This window comes from Williamsia sp. z34, assembly GCF_059553395.1.
Map to the genome: position 1 here is coordinate 339473 of NZ_JCANWW010000001.1, position 15271 is coordinate 354743.

Consider the following 15271-nt stretch of genomic DNA (forward strand, 5'->3'; position numbering starts at 1 on the left):
GGTTTCCTACAGTTCGGCCATGAGAAGCAATCTCGATCGCTTGGCGGAACCGGGTTCACCGGAGCCGCCCGAACCACCGCAATCGTCATGGGCGCAGGCCGAACCGGTGCAATCAGAAGCGGCGCAATTCGGTGTCCCGGCCGAACCTGCTGCGCCTGACTGGTTGGGATCGGCGCAGTGGTTGCACGGCACCACGACGCACGAATCCGAACGTGTTCGTCCGGCTGCTGCCGCTGACCCCGATGATCCCGACGACGGATACCGTCCGCGGTGGGCAGAGGACGACCCTGAACCCGAGGGCCCATTGAAGCGTCGGTGGCGCTCCACTCCGGCGGCCGCCATCGCACTGGTGGCAGTGGGATTGTGCGCCACTGCCATAGCCCTGTACACAGCGTTCGCCAGTGGCGGTACGGGCCCGCAGGTGCCGGTGAACTTTCCGACCACCGCCGGGGCGGCCGCGCCGAGCACCGCAGTGAGTGCGGGTGGGCCGGTTCCGGAAAGCGCCTCACCTCCAGCCGAACTCGTCATCAGTGTGGTCGGTCTGGTGCACCGGCCCGGGCTTGTCCGCCTGCCGCCGCAGGCTCGGGTGGCCGATGCCATCAGCAGCGCCGGCGGCGCGAAGAACGGCGCGGATCTGTTGTCGCTGAACATGGCCCAGCCGCTTCGCGACGGTGATCAGATCCTGGTGGGTTTCGCCGATCCGGCCGGCGGGGTCCAGATGCGCAGTGCGGTGGTGCCGGTCGACGGCTCAGGGGGTGCGGGCGCCACGACAGCGGCGCCAACCGGTTCCGCGTCGGCCGCACCCGTATCCGGGGGACTGGTCAACATCAACACCGCAACCGACATCGAGTTGGACACCTTGCCCGGTGTGGGACCGGTGACCGCGGCGTCGATCATCGCCTGGCGGCAGGCCAACGGCAACTTCGCCTCCGTCGATCAGTTGGCGGAGGTCGACGGGATCGGGCCCGGTCGTCTGGAGAAGCTCCGGGACAAGGTCACGGTGTGACGGCTTTGGCAACGTCGACCGGTCACGGGCGCACCCGGCTTGACATGCGACTGGTGCCCGCGGCGGCCGCGAGTTGGTTCATTTCGACTCTGGGGGTACTCAGTTCGATCCCGGTCACCGCCGCAGCGGCCGGCACGGCGTCGCTGAGCACGGTCGTGATGATCGTCGCGATGATTCGTGGGTCGCGAATTGTCATGTTGCCGTTGCTGATCGGATTCGCCGGAACCCTGGCCGGGTTCGGGTGGGCGATGGTCCTGCGGCAGCATCACATCGCGTCGAATCCGTTGGCGGACCCCGGGCTGCGGGGGAGTAAGGCAACCGCCACGGTGCGGATCTCCGACGACCCGAAGATCATCGCGCGCACCGACCGGGTGGTGGTGGCGGTGACGGTGGTGGGCGTACGCGGTCGTTCGGTCCCGAACGTGGGAGCCACAGTCTTGGCCCCGGTCGACGGATGGCTCGAACTGATTCCGGGACAACAGGTATCTGCGGTGTTCACGGTGACCGACCCGCGAAGGCCGGATCTGACGGTGGCCACACTCACAACCTCCGGCGCACCGAAGAAAGTCCGTGGCCCACCGGCCCATCAGCGGTGGGCGGGCACGGTGCGAGCGCAGTTTCAGCAGGTGTCGTCGCAGGCGCTGGGCGAGCCGGAGTCGGGCTTGCTGCCGGGGTTGGTGCTGGGGGACACCTCGGCACTGAGCGACGATCTCAAAGACAGCTTCCGGGCCTGTGGACTGACCCATCTGACCGCGGTATCCGGCGCCAACTTCGCGATCATCATCGGGGCACTGCTCCTGGTGGTCCGCTGGCTCGGCGCCGGTCCTCGTCTTGCGGTAGCTCTGACCGCTGTCGCCATCGTGGTGTTCGTGATCCTGGTCCGGCCGAGCCCGAGCGTCGTCCGTGCGGCGGTGATGGGTGGTGTGGGGTTGTCGGCGCTGTTGATCCGTCGACGTTCACAGGCCATGCCGGCACTGTGTGCGGCGATCATGACACTGCTGATGATCTGGCCGGCGTTCGCGGTGCGGCCGGGGTTCGGTCTGTCGGTGATCGCCACTGCCGGGCTCATCGTCCTCGCGCCGGTTGTCGCGGAATGGCTTCGGGATCATCATGTTCCGTTCGGTGTCGCGGAGTTGCTCGCGGTGGCCGTGGTCGCACAGGTGGTGACCACGCCGGCCGTCCTGCTGATCAGCGGACAGATCAGCTTTGTTGCGATCGTGGCCAATCTCGCGGTGGCGCTGGTGGTGGCACCGATCACCGTGCTGGGAACCAGCGCGGCGGTGGTGGCGATGATGTGGTCACCAGTTGCGGTGGTCCTGGCCCGGTTCACCGGCCCGGAACTTTGGTGGATGGTGTGGGTGGCCGAACACCTCAGTCGCGTTCCGTTTGCCACGGTGAGCCTGTGGTGATCAACCCGAACAGCGCCGGGGGACGGGAAGGCAGGAGGTGTCGCGGTTGTCTGGCACGATGACCATGTGAACAGCGTGCATCTGATCCTCGGGGATGACGAATTCCTTGCCGAACGCGCGACGTCCGCGGTGATCGCCGAAGTCCGCGGCACCGTCGACAACCCCGAGGACATCCCGATCACGCGGCTGCGGGCCGGGGATGCGACGGCACCGGAACTCGCCGAGCTGCTCAGTCCTTCACTGTTCGCCGAAGACCGGATCATCATCCTGGACGCTGCCGGTGAGGCCGGCAAAGAACCGGCGAAGCTGGTCACCGAGGTAGGTGAGAATCCGCCGGAGGGAGTCACGCTCATCGTCTGCCATTCCGGGGGTGGACGCGCCAAGTCGATGGCGTTGGCGCTGCGCAAAGCCGGGGCCGAGGTCCACGAATGTGGCAAGCTGCCGCCGTGGGAGATGGGCACGTTTGTGCGCAGCGAGTTCCTCCGGCTCGGCGTGAAGGCCAACCGCAACGTCGTCGACAAACTGGTCGAGTCGGTGCGCGCCAACCTGCGGGACCTGGCGGCGGCATGTGCGCAGTTGGTCGCCGACACCGGCGGCAAGGTGACTGTCGACTCCGTGACGCGTTATTACTCGGGTCGTCCGGAGATCAAGGGCTTCGACGTCGCGGATCTGGCGGTCAGCGGCGACCGGGCCGGAGCGTTGGAGGCCTTGCAGTGGGCGCACCATCACGGCGTGGCCCACGTACTCGTGGCCGACGCGCTCGGTGAATCGATCCACGGCATCGCCCGGGTGTACGGGATGGGCAAGCCCAATCCGCAGGCCATCGCGTCCGAGTTGGGGATGACGCCGGGCCGGGCCAAGCGCGTCCAGGCGCAAGCCATCGGATGGGATGCACCGTCGATCGCGCGTGCAATGTCGGTGGTCGCCACGCTGAACGGCGAAGTGAAAGGTCAAGCTGCCGACGCCGATTTCAGTCTGCAGCGGGCCGTGGCCGCGATTGCTGATCTGCGACCGTCGCCGCGCCGCTAGCGCGTCCACGCCGCAGCCGCTCCACCACACACGGGCCTGCCATGTCAGTGCCTGTGAAGCACACGACTTTCGCATACAACAAACACCCCGGCGACTGCGTGGGAGCCGCCAGGGTGAGCGCGTCTAACGTGAAGTTATGGGGCCCGGTGACGGGCGGGGCAGATCAGAGCTTGTTCAGCGCCAATGCCATGGCCGACTTCTTGTTGGCGGCCTGGTTCGAGTGGATGACACCCTTGGTGGCAGCCTTGTCCAGCTTCTTGCCGGTGGCAACCAGGAGCTCGGAAGCCTTGTCCTTCTCGCCGGACGCAACGGCCTCGCGGAATGAACGGATCGCGGTACGCAGGGCCGACTTGGTCGACTGGTTACGCAGTCGTGCAGCTTCGTTGGTCTTGTTCCGCTTGATCTGAGACTTGATGTTTGCCACGCGTGTATTTTCCTTAGCTCAAAGATGGTCGTTTCGGTGTCAGCACCAGCGAGCCACATTACCAGCCGGGTCACTGTGACCCAAATTGCCGACCGGGCCGCAAGATGTGGTGCAGTCAATACCGCGTGGTGGTCAGCCGATATCGGTCACTTACGGCACCATGTGTCAGATGACGGCGGCAACAGCAGCAGGTTCGAAACGTGCGGGAGCACCTCGGGGAAACGGAACCAAGCCTTCGGCGGGGGACCCTCCAACAGGCAAGAAGTCCGCGAAAGTGACGGGTACAGGCGCGCCGCGCGACAAGGCCGCCAAGAAGTCGACCGCGGCCAAACCGGCGAACGGCGCGGTCGGGATCTTCGAGGGATACGAGGCCGGTCCGTACGGCGGTGCCTTCGACGAGATGTTCGACGGCTACGACACCGCCGAGGTCCGCGGCCCGTACAAGGGCATTCACAAGGCGCTCGGCAGCTATGACGGAGCCGATCTGGAGACCCGGGTCGAGGCGCTGGGCCGGGCATTCATCGACCAGGGCATCACGTTCTCGCACTCGGGTCAGGAGCGACCCTTCCCGCTCGACGTGGTTCCCCGGGTCATCTCGGCCGGCGAGTGGGCGAAACTCGAACGCGGGATCACCCAGCGCGTCAAGGCGCTGGAGATGTTCCTCGACGACATCTACGGCGACCAGGCCATCCTGCGTGACGGCGTGGTGCCGAAGCGGCTCATCACCTCCTGTGAACACTTTCACCGTCAGGCCGTGGGCATCCGGCCGCCCAACGGCGTGCGAATCCATGTCGCGGGAATCGACCTGATCCGCGACGAGCACGGCGACTTCCGAGTGCTCGAGGACAACCTGCGCTCACCCTCGGGGGTGTCGTATGTGATGGAGAACCGTCGCACGATGGCCCGGGTGTTCCCGGACCTGTTCGCTTCCCATCGGGTGCGCGCGGTCGGCGACTATGCGTCGCACCTGCTGCGGGCCCTGCGGGCGTCGGCGGCGTTCAACGAGGCCGATCCAAATGTTGTGGTCCTGACCCCCGGTGTGGCCAATTCGGCGTACTTCGAACACTCGTTGCTCGCTCGCCAGATGGGTGTCGAGCTCGTCGAAGGTCGAGACCTGTTCTGCCGCGACAACATTGTCTACATGCGCACCACTGAAGGTGAGCAGCGCGTGGATGTCATCTATCGTCGCATCGACGACGACTTCCTCGATCCCATGCAGTTCCGCCCCGATTCGATGCTCGGTGTGGCCGGGTTGTTGAATGCCGCGCGGGCCGGCAACGTCGTCATCTCCAGCGCCGTCGGCAACGGAGTGGGTGACGACAAGCTGACCTACACCTACGTCCCCGAGATCATCGAGTATTACCTGGGGGAGAAGCCGAGTCTGGGCAATGTCGACACATTGCGTTGCTGGCTCGAAGACGAGTGCGAAGAGGTCCTCGACCGGATCGATGAACTCGTGGTCAAACCTGTCGAGGGTTCAGGTGGTTACGGCATCGTGTTCGGACCGGACGCCACAGCGGAGGAATTGAACGTGTTGGCGCGCAAGGTTCGTCAGGATCCGCGCGGCTGGATCGCGCAGCCTGTTGTTCAGCTCTCGACCGTTCCCACCAAGATCGGGGGACAGTTGGCGCCCAGGCATGTGGATCTGCGTCCGTTCGCGGTGAACGACGGCGAATCGGTGTGGGTGCTGCCCGGTGGGTTGACCCGGGTTGCCTTGCCGGAGGGCTCACTGGTGGTCAACTCCAGCCAGGGCGGCGGGTCGAAGGACACCTGGGTGCTCGCCTCACGTACCTCGGCCGAAGAGCGGGAACTCGCCGGCGACGAATTGGTCAGCCGCTCGGGGGCAACGGCACAGAGCACACCCACCGAACAGGGCCCGGACATCGCATCGCAGCAGGAACAACAACAGCAGCAACAGCAACAACAACAACAGTTCGGTGGTGACCGCTGATGATGCTCGCTCGAAATGCCGAGTCGCTCTACTGGATCGGTCGCTACGTCGAACGCGCTGATGACATCGCCCGGATCCTTGACGTGGCAGTCCATCAGCTTCTCGAGGACACCACCGTCGACCCCGATGCCCGGTGTCGGCTGGTGCTCGAAGTCCTGGGTATGGAGTTGCCCCCGAAAAACGAGCCACTCGACGCGTGGTCGCTGACCGAGCGGGTCGCGTATTCGAAGACACTGCCCGGTTCGATCGTCGACAGTGTCGGGCACGCCCGTGAGAATGCCAGGGGCGCGCGAGAAGTCACCTCCAGTGAGATGTGGGAATGCCTGAACACCACGTACAACGGACTCGGTGACGCAGAACGGGTCGCCCGGAAGCTGGGCCCCTACGAGTTTCTCTCCTATGTGAAGAACCGCGCCGCGATGTTCGCCGGGCTGGCCGATGCGACCCTGAGTCACGACGACGGATATCGCTATCTACTGCTCGGGCGTTCCGTGGAGCGGGTCGACATGACCGTCCGAATGCTGTTGTCGCGAGCCGGAGACCGTTCGGGCTCACCGGCCTGGGTCACCGTATTGCGTTCGGCGGGTGCGCATGACACGTATCTGCGGACCTACCGCGGAGCGCTCGACGCGACCCGGGTCGTCGAGTTCATGCTGCTCGACCGACTGTTCCCGCGATCGGTGTTCCACGCCATCAGTCTCGCGGAGCAGCAGCTTCTCGAACTCGACAATCGGCCCAGCCGCGTCGGGGCCCGCGCCGAGGCGCAGCGACTTCTGGGCCGGGCGCGTAGCGGCCTGGAGTTCATGCAGCCGGGAATCTTGTTGCAGGACCTGCAACCTCGACTGAAGGAACTGCAGGAGACGTGCCGGGAAGTGAGTGAGGCCGTGACGGCGCAGTACTTCCACGTCTCGCCCTATGTCGCGTGGGCCGGGGTTTCGGCCAGCGATTCCGTTGATCGCTTCATCGAGGAGAGTGAACTGTGAGCTGGCGCCTGCGGGTTGTGCATTCGACGGGTTTTGCCTACAACGCCCCGGTCACGTCGTCCTACAACGAGGCTCGGCTCACGCCTCGAAGCGACACTCGGCAGAACGTGATCATCAACCGCGTCGAGACGATCCCGGCGACTCGTTCATACCGCTACACCGACTACTGGGGTACCGCGGTCACCGCGTTCGACCTGCACGCTCCGCACGAGGAGCTGGAGGTCTCGGGAATGTCGGTGGTCGAGACCGAATCCGACGAAATACCCTCCGAAGAAGAACAGCTCGGGTGGGAAGATCTGCACTCGTACAGCGTTGTCGACCGCTATGACGAGCTGCTCAGCAACACCGGCTACGTCCCGGGCAGTCGTCAGCTGGCGCAGATCGCAAAGCGATTGGCCAAGGGGTTGACTCCGCACGAAGCGGTACTCGCGGTGTGCCAGTGGGTCAATGCGGAGATGGAGTATGTGCCGGGCACCACCGGCGTGCACACCTCGGCCGTCGACGCCTGGAAGGAAAAGAAAGGCGTCTGCCAGGACTACGCGCACCTGTGTCTGGTGATGTTGCGCAGCCTGGGTATCCCGTCGCGCTACGTGTCCGGGTACCTGCATCCGAATCGGAAGGCGGCGATCAACCGCACCGTCGAAGGCCAGTCCCACGCCTGGATCGAGTCGTGGACCGGCCGATGGTGGGGCTACGACCCGACCAACGATGTGACGATCACCGAGCGTCACGTGTCGGTCGGTGTTGGTCGCGACTACTCCGACGTCACCCCGCTCAAGGGCATCTACACCGGCGCCGGCGCGAAAGACCTCGAAGTCAAGGTCGAGATCACCCGGTTGGCCTGATCGATATCAGTTCGTCGCCCTGAAAACTGTGCGATAGCGGGCGTCCGAGGGCATATTGCACTCGGCGCCTGCCCATCTGACAGTTTTCAGGGCCTTTGCTTTCAAAGGTGCGGTCAGTGCCAGCCGTATCGGCTGCGCAGGACCGCGGCCACCTGATCGAACTGCGCGCGGGGCACGATGGCGCCTTCGCGGCGGATCCCGTTCTCGGCGATGTCGAGGACGCGGTCGAGCCGGATGAAGCTCTCCCGGTGCTCCCTGTCCCAGGACCCGGTACCGATGCTGACCCAATCCCGGTCGTCGCGACGATGCTCCTGGCTCGAGAGCATCAGTCCGAGCAGGGTGTTGCCGTCGCGGCCGACGACCAGCACTGGCCGGTCCTTGCCCTGCGACGGATCGTCCTCGAATTCGACCCAGGTCCAAACGATTTCGCCGGGGTCGGCGTTGCCGTCGGCCGCGGGGGAGTACTCGAGCTTCCTGGCCCGCTGCTCGGTGGGGCGGGTGGGAGTCGGTCCGGTTCGAGCACCGGGCCGCGCTGCGGACCCTGTTGTGGACCGAGCTGCGGGCGAGGACTTCGTGCCCGACGACTTGGTCAGTTCGCGGAGCAGTCTCGGGCCGTGTTGCCGGACCAGCGACATCGCCAGTCGGCTGAATTTTCCTGCCATCGGTTCAGCCTATTGGCCGCCCTCGATCGCGAAGAACTCGAACATCGCATCGACGGCGAGCCGGGGTGAGCCCGAGCGGTCCGGCTTGAGGTCGTGCCCGACCTTCGGTAGGTCGATGAGCCGGGTGGGTGCCGGGATCAGATCGAGCGCGGCGGTGAGTTCGTCGGTCGTGGCAAAGGGATCACTCGCGCCGTGGACCACCATGACCGGCCGCGTGATCGATGGCAGGTGTTCCGTGCGCAGCCGGTCGGGTTTGCCCGGCGGATGCAGGGGATAGGACGTCAACACCAGTCCGTCGGCGACGGCCGGGTCGTCGGCCACGACCATCGAGGCCTGCCGTCCGCCGTAGGAGTGTCCACCGACGAGCAACGGTCCGGCCGATTCGCTCCGAAACGCGGTGCACGCGGCGACGATCCCGGCGCGGTCTGCGGCGGCGCCGGACGGGCTCGGTGGACCCTTGGGTCGCTTCTGCCGGTACGGGAGGTCGATGCGGGCCACCGCGACATCGCGTTCGCAGAGCAGTTCGGCCATCGCGCGCAGCATCGGCGAATTGTGGTTTCCGCCGGCTCCGTGCGCGAGAATCACCGCCGCGAGCGCGGTCCCGGAGGGGCGGTGCAGGGCCCCGACGACACCGTCGGAATCCCAGTCGATGACAGTCATGAGCTCACGCTAGCCGCTGCCGAGCGCACCGAATGCCGACCCGGCGGCCCGGCCATGAGAAACTGGAGGTCACACGTGTGCCCAAATGCCGACAGAGCTCGGTCGGGGCTCGACCAGCATCACCCGCGTCACCCAAGGAGTGAGTTCAATTCCCAGGCTTTCCGACACCACGTTCACTGATCCTTCCAAGATCAGGAACTTCTGCATCATCGCGCACATCGACCACGGCAAGTCGACGCTTGCCGACCGGATGTTGCAGGTCACCGGAGTTGTCGAAGGTCGCGACATGCGCGCGCAGTACCTCGACCGGATGGACATCGAGCGGGAACGCGGCATCACCATCAAGGCGCAGAACGTGCGGCTGCCGTGGAATGTCGACGGCACCGACTACGTGATGCACCTGATCGACACACCCGGCCACGTCGACTTCACCTATGAGGTCTCACGTGCGCTCGAGGCGTGTGAGGGTGCGGTGCTGTTGGTGGACGCCGCGCAGGGCATCGAGGCGCAGACGCTCGCCAACCTGTACCTGGCGCTCGACAAGGATCTGACCATCATCCCGGTGCTGAACAAGATCGACCTGCCCGCCGCCGACCCCGATCGGTATGCCGCGGAGATCGCGCACATCATCGGCTGCGAGCCCGGCGACGTGCTGCGGGTCTCGGGCAAGACCGGTGTCGGTGTCACCGAGTTGCTCGACGAAGTCGTGAAGCTGATCCCGGCCCCGGTCGGCGATCCGGACGCCCCGGCCCGCGCGATGATCTTCGACTCGGTCTACGACACCTACCGCGGTGTGGTGACTTATGTGCGTGTGGTCGACGGCAAGATCGTCCCCCGCGAGAAGATCAAGATGATGTCCACCGGGACCACCCACGAGCTCCTCGAGGTCGGCATCGTCTCGCCGGACCCGAAGCCCTCGAAGGGTCTTGGGGTCGGCGAGGTCGGCTACCTCATCACCGGTGTCAAGGATGTCCGTCAGTCGAAGGTCGGTGACACGATCACCCTGGCGCGCAACGGTGCCACCGAGCCGCTCACCGGCTATCGCGAACCCCGACCGATGGTCTACTCGGGGCTCTATCCGGTGGACGGGTCGGATTACCCGGTTCTGCGTGAAGCGCTGGACAAGCTGCAACTCAACGACGCCGCACTCACGTACGAGCCGGAGACCTCGGTGGCCCTGGGTTTCGGTTTCCGCTGTGGCTTCCTCGGACTGCTGCACATGGAGATCAGCCGGGAACGCCTCGAGCGCGAGTTCGGCCTGAACCTGATCTCCACCGCGCCCAACGTGGTCTACCGCGTCGAGATGGAAGACGGCACCGAGCACGTCGTGACCAACCCGTCCGACTGGCCAGACGGCAAGGCCCGCAACATCTACGAGCCGATCGTGAAGACCACGATCATCTCGCCCAGTGAGTTCATCGGTTCGATCATGGAGCTGTGCCAGTCACGGCGCGGTGAGCTCGGTGGCATGGACTATCTGTCGGAGACCCGTGTCGAACTCCGTTACACGCTGCCGATGGCGGAGATCATCTTCGACTTCTTCGATTTGCTCAAGTCGCGGACCCGCGGCTACGCCAGCCTTGACTACGAGGAGTCCGGCGAGCAGATTTCGCAGCTGGTCAAGGTCGACATCCTGTTGCAGGGCGAGGCGGTGGATGCGTTCAGTGCGATCGTCCACAAGGACGGTGCCGCGGCGTACGCCACGAAGATGACCACCAAGCTCAAAGAGCTGATCCCGCGTCAGCAGTTCGAGGTGCCGATCCAGGCTGCCATCGGGTCGAAGATCATTGCGCGCGAGAACATCCGGGCCATCCGCAAGGACGTGCTGGCCAAGTGCTACGGCGGTGACATCAGTCGTAAACGCAAGCTCCTCGAGAAGCAAAAAGAGGGCAAGAAACGGATGAAGACGATCGGTCGCGTCGAGGTGCCGCAGGAGGCATTTGTGGCAGCACTGTCGTCGGACGACCCAAGCGACAAGAAGGGCAAGTAGCGGGAGACTTCGGGCGCGCGACACTACGATCGGTCCATGGCATCGAATCCTGTCCTGGTCCCCAGTCCGCACCTGCATGGTCTGCCCGACTTCCCTTCGATCAGCGACGACGATTTTCTGCCTGCTTTCGAAGAGGCGATGGCCGAGCATCTGCGTGAGGTCGAGAAGATCGCCGGGCAGAAGGCCTCGCCGACGTTCGCCAACACCGTCGAAGCGCTCGAACGCAGTGGTCAGGCGCTGGCCAGGGCGGCCGGGATCTTCTACAACCTCACCGGTGCCGACACCAACCCGCAGCGCAACGCGATGTCCACGGAGCTCGCGCCGAAGCTGACGGCACACGCCAACACCATCGCGCTGAACCCGGGACTGTTCGCCCGGATCAACCAGCTGTTCGAGACCCGGACGAGTCTGGATCTGGACGAACCGTCGATGCGGTTGCTCGAGAAGCGTCATCGGGAGGCGATCCGGGCCGGCGCCGGACTCGACGTCGACCAGCAACCGCGGATGCGTGAGATCTCGGAGCGACTTTCCACCCTGACCACCGAGTTCGGGCAACGTGTTCTCGAGGGCAGCAACGAGGCAGCGGTGCTGGTCGACACCGAGGACGAGCTCGCGGGTCTGTCCGCTGGGCAGATCGCGGCGGCTCGTCGCGCAGCGAAGGACGCGGGCCATCCGTCGGGTTATCTGCTGGCCATCGAGTTGCCGACGAGCCAGTCCGCGGTTGCCTCCCTGGAGGATTCAGAAACCCGGCGCCGGGTGTTCGAGGCCTCGGTGACGCGGTGCGCCCTCGGGGGCCCCAACGACACCCGCGACATCGTCTTGGAGATCGTCAGGTTGCGCGCCGAACGCGCGAGGATGCTCGGCTACCGCGATCACGCGGAGTTCGTGATCGCCGAGGAGACCGCGCCCGGTCCGGAGGCTGTCGAAGACCTGTTGTCCGACCTGGTGGCCTCGGCCATGCGCGCCGGTGGACGTGAGCTGACCGAGCTATCCGCCGAGCACGGTACGGAGATCGGCGCCGCCGACCTCACCTACTTGCTGGCCAAAGCCGATCAGCAGCGGGCCGCGGTGCCGCTGGATACGTTCTCGGACTATCTCGAACTCGACTCGGTGCTGACGAAGGGTGTGTTCTACGCCGCCGGTCAGCTCTACGGGTTGTCGTTCCGGGAGCGCACGGATCTGCCCGTCTACCACCCCGATGTACGTGTGTGGGAGGTGCTCGACCGAGCCAATACGTCCATTGGATTGTTCCTCGGCGACTTCTACGCCCGGCCCAGCAAGCGCGGCGGGGCGTGGATGAACAACTTCGTCGACCAGAGTTACCTGCTCGACAAACGGCCGGTGGTGGTCAACGTCCTCAACCTCACCAGACCCGAAGAGGGACAGCCCGCTTTGCTGACGATGGATCAGTTGACAACGTTGTTCCATGAGTTCGGCCACGCCCTGCACGGGTTGCTGTCGGCGGTCAGGTATCCGTCGCAGTCGGGAACATCGGTGCCCCGGGACTTCGTGGAGTTCCCCTCCCAGGTGAACGAGATGTGGGCGCTGCACCCGAAGGTGCTCGACAACTACGCGACGCACCACAAGACCGGTGCGCCGATCCCACCGGAGCTGGCGGACGCGGCCCGCGCCAATGCCGACGTCGAATCCGTCCACGGCACGATCGAATACCTGGCGGCAGCCGTTCTCGACATGGCCTGGCATCGGGTCACGGTCGAGGATGAGATCACCGATGTGGAGACCTTCGAGAAGGCCGCATTGGTGAAGGCGGGTGCGTCGTCGGACCTGATCCCGCCGCGATACCGCAGTGCGTACTTCAACCACATCTTCGGTGGCGGGTACTCGGCTGGCTATTACTCCTACATCTGGTCCGAGGTGCTCGACGCCGAGACCGAGCAATGGTTCCTCGACGGCGGTGGGCTCTCCGCCGAACGCGGTGCCGGCTTCGTGGCGACCACGTTGTCCCGCGGCGACAGCACCGACCCGATCAAGGCGCATCAGGAACTCCTGGGCCGCCCGGCCGAGATCGATCCGCTCCTGCGTCGCCGAGGACTTCTCCCGACCTGACCCGCCGATCCGCCGACCGTGCCGAAATCACCGTCGAGCGTGCCGAAGTTGTTGGCAGTCTGGCGTTTTCGGCACGGTCAACGGCGATAAAGGCACGGTCGACGGTGATTTCGGCACGGTCGACGGAGGGTGGGCTGGTCAGTTGGCGGGGATGAAGGTGTTGTGGCCCTGGGCTTCTTCGGCCCGGATCACGTGCATCACGGCGTTGATCAACGCCAGATGGGTGAAGGCCTGCGGGAAGTTGCCCAGGTGCCGGCCGGTGTGTGGCTCGATCTCTTCGGCGTAGAGCTTGAGCGGGCTGGCGTAGTTCAGCAGACGCTCACACAGCGTCTTGGCCCGCGGCAGTTCACCGATCTCCACGAGCGCCGACACGAGCCAGAACGAGCAGATCGTGAACGAACCCTCTTCGCCGGACAGGCCGTCGTCGGTCTCTTCGACGCGATACCGGAGGACGAGTCCGTCCTCGCTGAGCTCGTCCGCGATCGCGATCACGGTGTTGCGCACACGGGGATCGTCGGAGGGCAGGAATCGCAACAGCGGGACCAACAGCAGCGAGGCGTCGAGGGCGTCGCTGCCGTAGCGCTGGGTGAAGATGCCGCGCTCGTTCACACCGAACTCGAGGATGTCGGCCTTGATCTCGTCGGCGATCTCATTCCAGGTCTTCGCGTAGGACTTCTCGCCGTGGATGGCCGCGAGTTTGGCACCACGGTCCAGGGCAATCCAGCACATCACCTTCGACGAGGTGAAATGCTGTGGTTCGCCGCGTACTTCCCAGATGCCGCGGTCGGGTTTGCGCCAGTGCTTGACCGCTTCCTCGACCTGAGCTTTCAGGACCGGCCACAACGTCTCGGACACCGTTTCGGTGGCCTTTGTGTTGAGGTACACCGAGTCGAGCATGGTGCCCCAGATGTCGTGCTGGCTCTGGTTGTAGGCACCGTTGCCGATGCGGACGGGCCGGGCACCGTCGTAGCCGGAGAGGTGATTGAGTTCGGCTTCCTCGAGTGTGCGTTCGCCGCCGACGCCGTACATCACCTGCAGCGGATGATGCTCACCGTTGGTGGTGCCGGAGACATCGGCGATGAAGGAGAAGAAATCGCTGGCCTCGCGGTCGAGTCCCAGGGTGTACAGACCCCACAGGGCAAAGGTCGAGTCGCGCACCCATGCGTAGCGGTAGTCCCAATTACGTTCCCCGTGAGGGGTTTCCGGCAACGAGGTGGTGGCCGCGGCCAGCAGTGCGCCGGTGGGCGAGTAGGTCAGGCCCTTGAGGGTCAGGGCGCTGCGCTGCAGGTAGTTGCGCCACGGGTGGTCTGGGAAGGTGCCGATGTTGATCCATTGCCGCCAGCTCTCGGAGGTCTCCCACATCATCTGGGCGGCCTCCTCCCAGTCCTGCGGAGGTGGCTGACTGCCCCAGCTCATGGCGACGAAGTGGTTGTCGCCTTCCACCATTCGGGTACGCGCACGGGCCTCGCGTCCCTCGAGCCCGAGTTTGAGGCTGGTGGTCAGTTTCAATGACGGCACGTCGTCTGCCACGACACCGGTCGCGGTGGCGATCGCCTCGCTGTACGCCGGCCCGGCGTACTCCCACTTGGTGCCGCCGCGGTGATAGTCGAAGGCGGGTTCGCAGCTCATCGCCAACTCCACGGTGCCGTTGACGCAACGGACCGTGCGGAGCAGGACGTGCTTGGCATCCCAGTCGGTCGGGGTACGTCGATGTGTCCGGGAGCGGGCCTCGTTGTCGTGCCACGGGCCCATCACCAGGGCGTCGCGGACGATGAGCCATCCGGTGTCGGTCTGCCAGGTCGTCTCGACCATCAGGCTGCCGGGCAGGTAACGGCGGTCGACCGGGACGTTCACACCGTAGGGCGCCAGTCTGAAGTGACCCGCGCTGCGGTCCAGGACGGCACCGAACACGCTGGGGGAGTCCGGGCGGGGGACACACATCCATTCCACCGAACCGTTGCGGGCGATCAGACAGTTGCACTCGCAATCGGACAGGAACGCGTAGTCGCCGATCGGGGGGAATGCATTCTGCGGCAGTCCGGGAGACGCGGTGGGCATGGGTGAGCTCAGCGCGGAATGCGTGGTCTTGTGGACCACGCCGGGAGGTCCGGCCGGGCCGGTGGCGGTGAGGCCAGAGGTGCTGCTGTCCTCGGATGTGGTTGTCATGGATCCATCATGGTGGCGGCGGAACTCCACTGCCACCGGGGCAGGGATTTCGCTCGGTGACGGGTATGGGCGTCCCAGG

General features: G+C 65.2%; 12 protein-coding genes. 8 read left to right on the forward strand and 4 right to left on the reverse strand.

The features are described 5' to 3' along the window. Nucleotides 1-19: 19 nt before the first annotated feature. The 3 genes from AC51GT_RS01635 to holA all read left to right on the forward strand — a co-directional run bounded on the left by AC51GT_RS01635 (nucleotide 20) and on the right by holA (nucleotide 3444). On the forward strand, nucleotides 20-1006 hold the full coding sequence (locus AC51GT_RS01635) for a ComEA family DNA-binding protein (protein ID WP_496327644.1): 987 nt from the start codon (nucleotides 20-22) through the stop codon (nucleotides 1004-1006). Beyond that, entirely contained in the window at nucleotides 1003-2415 is a 1413-nt protein-coding gene (locus AC51GT_RS01640) for a ComEC/Rec2 family competence protein (RefSeq protein ID WP_496327645.1), read from the forward strand. The genes AC51GT_RS01635 and AC51GT_RS01640 overlap by 4 nt, the downstream gene beginning before the upstream one ends. A gap of 66 nt (nucleotides 2416-2481) precedes the next feature. After that, nucleotides 2482-3444 carry a DNA polymerase III subunit delta gene (gene holA / locus AC51GT_RS01645; RefSeq protein ID WP_496327646.1) on the forward strand — a complete coding sequence of 321 codons (963 nt, stop codon included), beginning with the start codon at nucleotides 2482-2484 and terminating at the stop codon, nucleotides 3442-3444. Between the two features lie 163 nt (nucleotides 3445-3607). Here holA and rpsT read toward each other — a convergent pair whose 3' ends face one another. Continuing rightward, nucleotides 3608-3868 carry a 30S ribosomal protein S20 gene (gene rpsT / locus AC51GT_RS01650; protein ID WP_020105577.1) on the reverse strand — a complete coding sequence of 87 codons (261 nt, stop codon included), beginning with the start codon at nucleotides 3866-3868 and terminating at the stop codon, nucleotides 3608-3610. 169 nt (nucleotides 3869-4037) lie between these two features. Here rpsT and AC51GT_RS01655 point away from each other — a divergent pair, with 169 nt between their 5' ends. Genes AC51GT_RS01655 through AC51GT_RS01665 form a run of 3 tightly spaced genes read left to right on the forward strand, consistent with a single transcriptional unit; the run spans nucleotide 4038 to nucleotide 7647 of the window. Then, nucleotides 4038-5819, forward strand: coding sequence for a circularly permuted type 2 ATP-grasp protein (locus tag AC51GT_RS01655; protein ID WP_496327647.1), 1782 nt, complete (start codon nucleotides 4038-4040; stop codon nucleotides 5817-5819). Nucleotides 5820-5821: 2 nt separating this feature from the next. Next, nucleotides 5822-6802 carry an alpha-E domain-containing protein gene (locus tag AC51GT_RS01660; protein ID WP_496324099.1) on the forward strand — a complete coding sequence of 327 codons (981 nt, stop codon included), beginning with the start codon at nucleotides 5822-5824 and terminating at the stop codon, nucleotides 6800-6802. Continuing rightward, the gene (locus tag AC51GT_RS01665; protein ID WP_496323649.1) at nucleotides 6799-7647 is read left to right on the forward strand and encodes a transglutaminase family protein; all 849 of its coding nucleotides are present in this window, start codon (nucleotides 6799-6801) and stop codon (nucleotides 7645-7647) included. The genes AC51GT_RS01660 and AC51GT_RS01665 overlap by 4 nt, the downstream gene beginning before the upstream one ends. 113 nt (nucleotides 7648-7760) lie before the next feature. Here AC51GT_RS01665 and AC51GT_RS01670 read toward each other — a convergent pair whose 3' ends face one another. Together AC51GT_RS01670 and AC51GT_RS01675 are read right to left on the reverse strand one after the other, a co-directional pair. After that, nucleotides 7761-8309: a type II toxin-antitoxin system PemK/MazF family toxin gene (locus AC51GT_RS01670; protein WP_496327648.1), complete on the reverse strand. Its 549-nt coding sequence runs from the start codon at nucleotides 8307-8309 to the stop codon at nucleotides 7761-7763. A gap of 9 nt (nucleotides 8310-8318) precedes the next feature. Beyond that, nucleotides 8319-8969 (reverse strand): alpha/beta hydrolase family protein, encoded by a 651-nt coding sequence (locus tag AC51GT_RS01675; RefSeq protein ID WP_496327649.1) that lies wholly within the window; start codon nucleotides 8967-8969, stop codon nucleotides 8319-8321. Nucleotides 8970-9054: 85 nt separating this feature from the next. Between AC51GT_RS01675 and lepA the strand changes: the two genes are divergently transcribed. Continuing rightward, nucleotides 9055-10959, forward strand: a complete 1905-nt coding sequence (gene lepA / locus AC51GT_RS01680) for a translation elongation factor 4 (protein WP_496323652.1) — start codon at nucleotides 9055-9057, stop codon at nucleotides 10957-10959. 36 nt (nucleotides 10960-10995) lie between these two features. Next, nucleotides 10996-13026 (forward strand): M3 family metallopeptidase, encoded by a 2031-nt coding sequence (locus AC51GT_RS01685; protein ID WP_496327650.1) that lies wholly within the window; start codon nucleotides 10996-10998, stop codon nucleotides 13024-13026. 138 nt (nucleotides 13027-13164) lie between these two features. On the opposite strand, the gene AC51GT_RS01690 is transcribed toward AC51GT_RS01685, so the two are convergent. After that, the gene (locus AC51GT_RS01690; protein WP_496323654.1) at nucleotides 13165-15192 is read right to left on the reverse strand and encodes a glycoside hydrolase family 15 protein; all 2028 of its coding nucleotides are present in this window, start codon (nucleotides 15190-15192) and stop codon (nucleotides 13165-13167) included. Nucleotides 15193-15271: the final 79 nt, after the last annotated feature.

Coding starts and splice junctions, on each gene's coding strand:
- AC51GT_RS01690 (WP_496323654.1), bottom strand. CDS start 15,192: ATGACAACCACATCCGAGGACAGCAGCACCTCTGGCCTCACCGCCACC.
- AC51GT_RS01675 (WP_496327649.1), bottom strand. CDS start 8,969: ATGACTGTCATCGACTGGGATTCCGACGGTGTCGTCGGGGCCCTGCAC.
- AC51GT_RS01685 (WP_496327650.1), top strand. CDS start 10,996: ATGGCATCGAATCCTGTCCTGGTCCCCAGTCCGCACCTGCATGGTCTG.
- AC51GT_RS01655 (WP_496327647.1), top strand. CDS start 4,038: ATGACGGCGGCAACAGCAGCAGGTTCGAAACGTGCGGGAGCACCTCGG.
- AC51GT_RS01670 (WP_496327648.1), bottom strand. CDS start 8,309: ATGGCAGGAAAATTCAGCCGACTGGCGATGTCGCTGGTCCGGCAACAC.
- AC51GT_RS01660 (WP_496324099.1), top strand. CDS start 5,822: ATGCTCGCTCGAAATGCCGAGTCGCTCTACTGGATCGGTCGCTACGTC.
- lepA (WP_496323652.1), top strand. CDS start 9,055: ATGCCGACAGAGCTCGGTCGGGGCTCGACCAGCATCACCCGCGTCACC.
- AC51GT_RS01635 (WP_496327644.1), top strand. CDS start 20: ATGAGAAGCAATCTCGATCGCTTGGCGGAACCGGGTTCACCGGAGCCG.